We start from the raw sequence: 7324 nt of genomic DNA, 5'->3' as shown, positions 1-7324 counted from the left end.
ACACCTTTAAAACTCTTTGAAAAAAAATGAATTGGTACAAAACCTAGTGGCAAAATATACAAAACCCGCTGGCAAGCTACAATTATTTATCCCGAACCTTTAAAAAAGTCATATAAAATCAAAAAGTTATAGCACCATAAAAGTGCTGTGGCGGAGGGGGTGGGATTCGAACCCACGGTACAGTCTCCTGCACGCCGGTTTTCAAGACCGGTGCCTTAAACCGCTCGGCCACCCCTCCAAACTAGATATGCTTTTTGACAAATTTCTTGTAAAAGGTCAATCATTTTAATACGCATTTTAAAGCGTTCTTTGTAAAACTATTTAAGTTTCAATTAAAATAATTCTTCATAAGTTAATTCTTTGAGTGTGTTATCTAAGAGTTTCATTTTTAAACATGATAGTTTTTTCTGAAAAAATGAAAGGTAATTATGATATTTATCATTTTTTTCCTGTTTAAAAATTTTTTACAAAGCAATATTTTTTTTAAGTTCTAACAATCGTTTTCGTAATAATAAGAAATGTTTAGTTGAAAATGTTTGATAAATTATATTAAATTCCGGTCGTGTATTTTTGAATTATTTTACCTTTCCAGATATTTATTTTATTTAGATCGTTTATATTGTCGAAAAGAAAATGTTATTACTCTGACAGTTTATGAGAGATAAATTTGTAAGAATGACATATATATTCAAGGAAAGTTTTTATTGAGTTTAAATTAAGTACAATTCAATAAGAAAGCTCTTTAAAAGATTTTAATTTTTTAAATAAAAATATTCAGATATTTAGTGCGTCTAAAGAGTACCTTGGAGGGAATGGCTGATTTGCACTATTTGAATAAAAATTTATGTAAGATTTGCATCGATAGTTTAAAATCTCTTCTAGATATGACTGGAAATTAAGTATATTTGTAATGCTTTTTCTGTGGGATAAGCAAAAAGTTAATTTGAATGGAAGAAAAAATTATTGAGCTCTACCCTTAGATCAATAGATAGTTTGTGAAGGTATTACATAGTTTTTCAAGAATAGAACTTAAAAACGCTAAATTATGCAGAGTCAGAAAGCGTAAACTTTAGAAGACAAAGTTTTAAAAGCCGATTCATTCACAAGTATGTGTAAAATAAAATATTTATGTCTAATATGAGAGAATAGGTTATTCCTGATTCTATTGAGTTTTTTTGCCTCTATCCCTCATCTTTTTGAAGCTTTTTTATGGTTGCAAGAGCGAGTTTTTTACGGTCTGCGCTCTTTGTGTAAAGAGATGCCATAGCATCATTTGTCCAGCAAAAAATTGCTTTAAGTTGTGATACTGTTGCACCAGAATTAGCGGCCACGTTTTGCTGCTAATTTTCTCAATCCATGCGCCGATTTTTTGATACCTGCTTTGGTACACACATTATAAAATGTAAATCCGAACCTATTTTTGGGTATTTTTTTCCCGCATTTACCACAAATGAATGTTTCATCACCTATGGGACCTGCTTCAAGCATTTTGGCTAATTCTGGAAAAATAGGAAGAAAAACATCTGTTTGAAATTTACTTTTTTCTGTTTTGAGGTGAATGATATTATCATTGACATCTTTCCAGCCAATTCGTACCGCATCATCACGACGCAAGCCCGTATATAAAAGAACATCAATCCAGACACGTTCATGGGTACCATGATGCCATCTTTGATAATATTTTTCGACATCTTCTTCTGTCCAAACAGGAAATCTCTCTTTGTTTTTGAGGGGGCGTCTTTTTGTTCCTAAAGCTGGATTATTTTCCAAAAGACCTTGATCAATCGCCCAATTAAAAAGCCCATTTAGGGATTGTAGAAAGTCTCTAGCCATTGCTGGTGTTTCTTTGCGCCGTTCAACACCGGCTATGATATGTTTCTTTTCAATTGCTTGGTATGGAATGTTTCCTATGGAGTCGCATATCATTCATAAGAATGTATTCTTTTTGTTTCTTTGTAGCTTTAGAGTAGCTATGCCAATTAGAGCTGTTAAAGTATTGTTTAAGTAGCCATGCAAATAACCCTTCAACAAGTTTACCGGTTTTTGATTTAGGAAGTATAAGCCCTTGTAACTCGGCAAGTGCGCTTTTGTAGTTGTCAACAAACTCTTGCGTTCCATAGGTTCCGCGGATTCTAATACGTGGTCCATGACCAATACGTACATACCATATAATTTTACCATGACGTGTGACTTCTTTGACAAGATGAGGAGGACGTGGTTTTGGCATGGTATTTTACATCTTAGAGAGTGCGGTTTCGTAATATTCATTCTTTGACAAATCTAAAAGTTTGTCTGGGTGGCTAACTGAATTTGGTATTGGAATATCGGATTTAAGATAGATAAGCAGTTCACCAGTAGGTTTGATTTCTACGAGTTCACAACCTTGTTTTTTAGCTTCTCTTAAAGCCCGTGCAATGGCTGGTTGCGTTATAGCAGCTGGACGAGGCGCCATATCTTTTCTCCTTACATTGAGATGCAATTCACGTGTGGCGTGAATCACGCATTACTTGAAAGTGTTAAGAAGGGTGGGGGTGCTCGTAGATATGCGGGGAACAAAACACCCCCATAAGGTTAAGCAGCTTTTGTTGAGAGTTGTTTTATCTCTCGTTCTATCTCTGCTAAAAAAGTTTCAACAGCTTGATTGATCTGTTCAATTTGTTGATCATCACGGAAAAAACGGAAGAAGTCACCATCGCATTCCAAAAACCAGAATGCTTTGATTCAATTGAAAATGCGATTTTGTATCATACAACAAGTGTAGCAAATGAGTTGAGGGTAAAAATGTGGGCCGTTTCCTATGAGGAAGTTGAATGTTCAGAAAACATATGTGATTTTCACTTTAAAAATTCTTTGCTCAACAAAGAGGCAACTTATGGTAAGATAACTTTAGAAGATGGGATAGTATACAAGGCATTTACTTGGAATGAAGAGAGTGAAAGTTCGCTTTTTTTTCAAGGGTACCGATGGAATAATTTATCTCACATGATACAGAAAACTGTCACGCAAGAATTTTCGCCTACTCGTCAAGGAATGATACAATCTAGTGGCAATCTCATCATTAACGCTGATACCATTGATAACCATTATAGCACTATAGAAGCGGGGGGAAATGCCGATATCCACGCTGGTGTGCTGACCAATTTGGGGGCAACGGGCAACATTATCACGCAATCAGACAAAGAGACCACAATCACTGCTTCTCATCTGCTTTCCGGTCAAGATATCAATGTGAGCGGAGAAAATGTGACGATTGATGGCATGCAAGATCACCATAAAAGCCATTCAGAGACTCATGAAACGGGTTTTGGTGTGGGATCAGGTAAGGGCTTTGTGTCGATATACGGGAGTGAGGGAAAGACAGAAAATGAAGAGAGTTTTGAGCATCAAGGCTCTTCTCTCAATGCGGATGGTAATATCACCATCACTGCCAAGAAAAAAGATGTGACAATTGTTGGCTCTGATCTTGCAGGGGAAAATGTTAATCTTACCGCAGCGCATGATGTGAATGTGCTTGTTGGTCATAATAGCCATAAGTCAAACTCTGTAGAAGAACGGGAAGGCTTTGGGTTTCAGTTTGAAAAGAGCAAAAGCGGTGCTTCTGTAGGTGTTGGAATTGCAAGCGCCAAAGATACGGGCGATCAATGGGAAACCACTTCCATACAATCACACATCACGGCACGCCAAGATGTGCAGATTACTGCTGACAATGATGTAAATATGCAAGCAGCCATTGTTTCGGCGGATCGTGATGTCAACATGGATGCCGGCAATAATATCACCCTATCAGAAAGCTATGATACCTCTAACGCAAAAGAAAAGCATGAAAAGTCTTTTGCTGGTGTGACAACTTCCGTTGATATCGGTGTCCTTGGCACGGTACAAGGACTAAAAGATTCAGCGGACCGTATGAACAATAAAGATGGCAATAACACCGTTATTGGCATACTGACCGGCATGAAAATCAATCACCTCTTTAACAAAGGCAAGAATTTTGTTGATTGGCTGACTGGCAACACAGGAGAAAAGGGGAACATAACCAAAGGACTGAGTAACCCATTAGGAGGATTGGGGGGCTCCACCAAGGATGCTCTTGCCAATCTGGCTGGCGCATCTGGCAGTGTAACCGTGGGCTTTAAAACTGAGAAAACAGAAGCCTCTGTTCAGACCTCCACAGCGGTGACAGATAGCATAGAAGGCGGACGCGCTGTTAACATGCATGCCCACGAAGGCAGCATTCATGGTGTTGGCGCTGATATTATCGCTGGTACCAATCCAATCTATGTGCTGGAAAATGATGCACAGAGCGGAAAGATCACCATGGAAGCAGGTAAAGATATCATCTTTGAAAGTGCACAAAACACGCAAAGCACACAAAACAGCAGTGAAAGTGCTTCAATGAGTGTTGGCACCGGTTATGGCACGGGTGGCGCAGGGGCAACGGGCAGTGCTGCTTTTAGTCAAGGGGAAGGTTCCAGTGAGGAAGTTCAACACAAAAACAGCCATATTATAGGCACCGGCACTGTTCATACCACGAGTGGGGCAAACACCACATTGGCAGGCGCCGTGGTTTCTGGAGAGCGTGTAGAAATGGAAGTAGGGGGTGATTTTGCCATTACCAGCCGCAGTGATACGGGACAAACTTCCAGCAAGCAAAACTCTGTTTCTGTTGGGTTTGGTGCTGGACAAAAGGGTGGTGGGGGCTCCATGAGCGCCTCTTTCCAAAAGGATAAATCCTCCAGCGATTATCATAGTGTTGTGGAGCAATCAGGCATCAAAGCGGGTGATGGCGGCTTTAATATCATTGTTAAAGACAAAACAACGCTGACCGGAGGTATTATTGAAAGCACAGCCTCAGGTATTATTGAAAGCACAGCCTCGGCGGACAAAAACAGCCTGACCACTGGAAGCATTAGCACCAGTGATATCAGCAACAGTGCCCATGCTAAAGCCAGCAGCCATGGGTTTAGCATTTCTGGGAATGACACGATAAAAAACATTGCCAAGAATGTTTTAAATCACGGCAAAGCCAAGGATGGAGCAGAAGGGGAAACCAAATCTGCTATCAGTGATGGGACTATCATCCTTACTGATACAACTGGACAGAGGGCGATGGGGCAAGATGCTGGACAAATCATTGGCTCTCTCAACCGCAACACCGCAGCAGCACACCAAGCAGTAGAACAGCTAGATGTCGCATCGCTTGAGGGGGTAGTGCATAATCGCGTAGATATGATCAATGATTTATCGGATGAAGGATTGGGATACCTTGATAAAATTTATAAAATCACAAATGTCAAAGAGCACCCAGTAGGTGAGGTTGCGCATGATGAAAATGGCAATGTCCTCTATTTAACCGATGAAAATGGAGAGTATATAAAAGGCAATGATGGAAAATATATCACTCTGTATCACTTTTTAAAGCCAGAGGAAGAAAAGCATTTACAAAAAGGCCCTAATGGTGCTGTTTATATGTTCTACAATGGCATTTTTAATTCACCAGATGATGCTGCGGGTAATGCTGTCCAATTGGCTGTTAATAAAAATGGTCCCCTTTATTTTACATACTTTCCCCAAGCTGACGATGTGCTGGTAGAATTAGGGGTAGCATTTTATCAAAAGTTTTTTGAAGGGGGCTCTTGGGGGTTGACCAATTCAACCAAAAAGTTCCAAGATTTTATCTATCGTTATGGCAATGACAATGCTATTGTTAGTGGGCATAGCCGGGGTACCTTAACAATACGCAATGGAGCAAATGACTTGCAAGAACATGGTATCCACAGTGTAGCCAAGAAAACAGACTTCTATCTTGTTGGAGCGGCTGCTCACATGCAATCGATGGCCAATACAGTAGATTATCTAAGCGATGGCGAAAAAAATTATATCTACATACAAGGTCATATGTTAGACCCCATTAGTACAGTGATTGGTTACAATTGGCCTACGGCTTATAAGGCACCTTTAAATCTAGATTTTTCACTTTTGGAGAAAGGTATAAAAAATCCTTTTTATATGACGATATTTGCAGCAAACAGTTTATTTACTATAGCAACTAATCCTCTCAGAGAGATGGGGAGAGCGGTCTTGGGCCTTAACCCGAGCCCCCATAATTGTTATGCTGATGCGAGTGATGCGTGTAGATGGAATTACGGTTCATTTGGTTTTAACAAACTTTATTCAACGAGAACAGGGAACAAAAAATGAAAATGTTGTTTAATTTATTAAGCCTGCTCATTTTGTTAACGGTTACTGGATGTGACATTGAAAACATTGACAAACCTGCTCCAGGATACGTGAGTATGTGGGAGAAGTCAGGTGCGGATTCTACTGAGGTAGGAAAAGCCTTATTAGAATGTGGAATGCCGAGTCTTATCGATCCTGATTCAGAAAATAGAAAGCAGAGCATCAATGCAAAAGCAACAACTTATACATGTATGATTCAAGCAGGATTCCGTTATAAAGGGGGAGGGAAGCCGTGTTATACTTTTAAAGAGGAAAACCTCCCCATTTGTCAGGCTGGTGCTGTCATCCCGAAGAGAAGTGTCGAAAAGCGCTTAAACAGCCCGTTTTGTAAAAAATATAAAAATGCGGATGAATGCCAACCTTAAGTTTTGCTGTTTGTGATGGTCAACAATCCCTCATCCTTGCCTTTGCTTGGAACGGCGGGATTGTTTTCTTAACCAATCATCTCAATATTGTTCACCGTTGTTTTAAGCAGCGGTGACAGAAAATATAAACAGGCTTATGAGCTTTTTTATTGTAAATAAATCCATTGAAAGAGGGGAATAATGAAGAAAATCTTAAAACTGTTGAGTTGTATAGCTCTGTTAAGTATCACTGGATGTGTTAACTCAATTCCCTCACTTTCTCCAGCATTATGGAGAAATAAAATACTTTTAGAATGTGGAGTACCGGACCTTAATAAGGTTGTGGCGCTAGATTTGAATCAATTTGCCAGTATTGAAATGTGTATGGCGCAATCAGGTTTTCGCCCTAGCTTTACAATACAAGATTGGTGTGAAAACCATAAATCGGACAACCTTCCCATATGTCGTCCTGGTGCTGTCATGCCTCAGCGAAGTGTTGAGAGACGCTTAAATAGCCCTTATTGTAAAAAACATTCAGAACAACTTGAATGCAAACCTTAGGTCTTGCTTCAGCAGAGAAAGCTTTGAATTTACACCAAATAAAGCACCAGGTTGATGAGTTTGAGAAAGCCTTGTCCGTCCTTACGGGATAAGGTTTTTTTTTATGCCGCGTCGTTATAACGTTGCTGTTTTGCTTGCTCGATGACATTCAAAAGATCTGATTGTAACCAACGCGATAA

Annotated in this window: 4 protein-coding genes, 1 tRNA gene and 4 pseudogenes; 4 read left to right on the top strand and 5 right to left on the bottom strand. The window is 39.5% G+C overall.

Translation table 11 applies throughout. The annotated features are described in order from the left end of the window. Positions 1-148: 148 nt before the first annotated feature. The 4 genes and pseudogenes from ACFIL2_RS05190 to ACFIL2_RS05175 form a co-directional block, all read right to left on the bottom strand. Positions 149-238: transfer RNA gene (locus tag ACFIL2_RS05190), tRNA-Ser, on the bottom strand. A gap of 943 nt (positions 239-1181) precedes the next feature. Next, positions 1182-2227 (bottom strand): annotated as a pseudogene (locus ACFIL2_RS05185) (tyrosine-type recombinase/integrase). Between the two features lie 6 nt (positions 2228-2233). After that, a complete protein-coding gene (locus ACFIL2_RS05180) occupies positions 2234-2452 on the bottom strand; it encodes a hypothetical protein (protein ID WP_375662684.1) in 219 nt (72 codons plus the stop codon). 119 nt (positions 2453-2571) lie between these two features. After that, a pseudogene (locus ACFIL2_RS05175) lies at positions 2572-2679 on the bottom strand (exonuclease); the annotation flags it as partial. Positions 2680-3033: 354 nt separating this feature from the next. On the opposite strand from ACFIL2_RS05175, the pseudogene ACFIL2_RS05170 reads away from it, so the two are divergent. The 4 genes and pseudogenes from ACFIL2_RS05170 to ACFIL2_RS05155 form a co-directional block, all read left to right on the top strand. Beyond that, a pseudogene (locus ACFIL2_RS05170) lies at positions 3034-6201 on the top strand (hemagglutinin repeat-containing protein); the annotation flags it as partial. Then, positions 6198-6605: a hypothetical protein gene (locus ACFIL2_RS05165; protein WP_375630478.1), complete on the top strand. Its 408-nt coding sequence runs from the start codon at positions 6198-6200 to the stop codon at positions 6603-6605. The pseudogene ACFIL2_RS05170 and the gene ACFIL2_RS05165, both read left to right, overlap by 4 nt. Further along, positions 6593-6721 (top strand): hypothetical protein, encoded by a 129-nt coding sequence (locus ACFIL2_RS05160; RefSeq protein ID WP_375680479.1) that lies wholly within the window; start codon positions 6593-6595, stop codon positions 6719-6721. The genes ACFIL2_RS05165 and ACFIL2_RS05160 overlap by 13 nt, the downstream gene beginning before the upstream one ends. Positions 6722-6785: 64 nt before the next feature. Then, complete coding sequence (locus tag ACFIL2_RS05155; RefSeq protein ID WP_375608402.1) at positions 6786-7145, top strand: hypothetical protein; 360 nt, start codon at positions 6786-6788, stop codon at positions 7143-7145. 101 nt (positions 7146-7246) lie between these two features. Here the strand turns inward: ACFIL2_RS05155 and ACFIL2_RS05150 are convergent. Further along, a pseudogene (locus tag ACFIL2_RS05150) lies at positions 7247-7324 on the bottom strand (DNA-binding protein); the annotation flags it as partial.

This window comes from Bartonella sp. AP30XZML (assembly GCF_042195945.1).
GTDB lineage: Bacteria > Pseudomonadota > Alphaproteobacteria > Rhizobiales > Rhizobiaceae > Bartonella.
The sequence above is the reverse complement of the archived record's forward strand: the minus strand, read 5'-3'. Positions and strand labels throughout refer to the sequence as shown.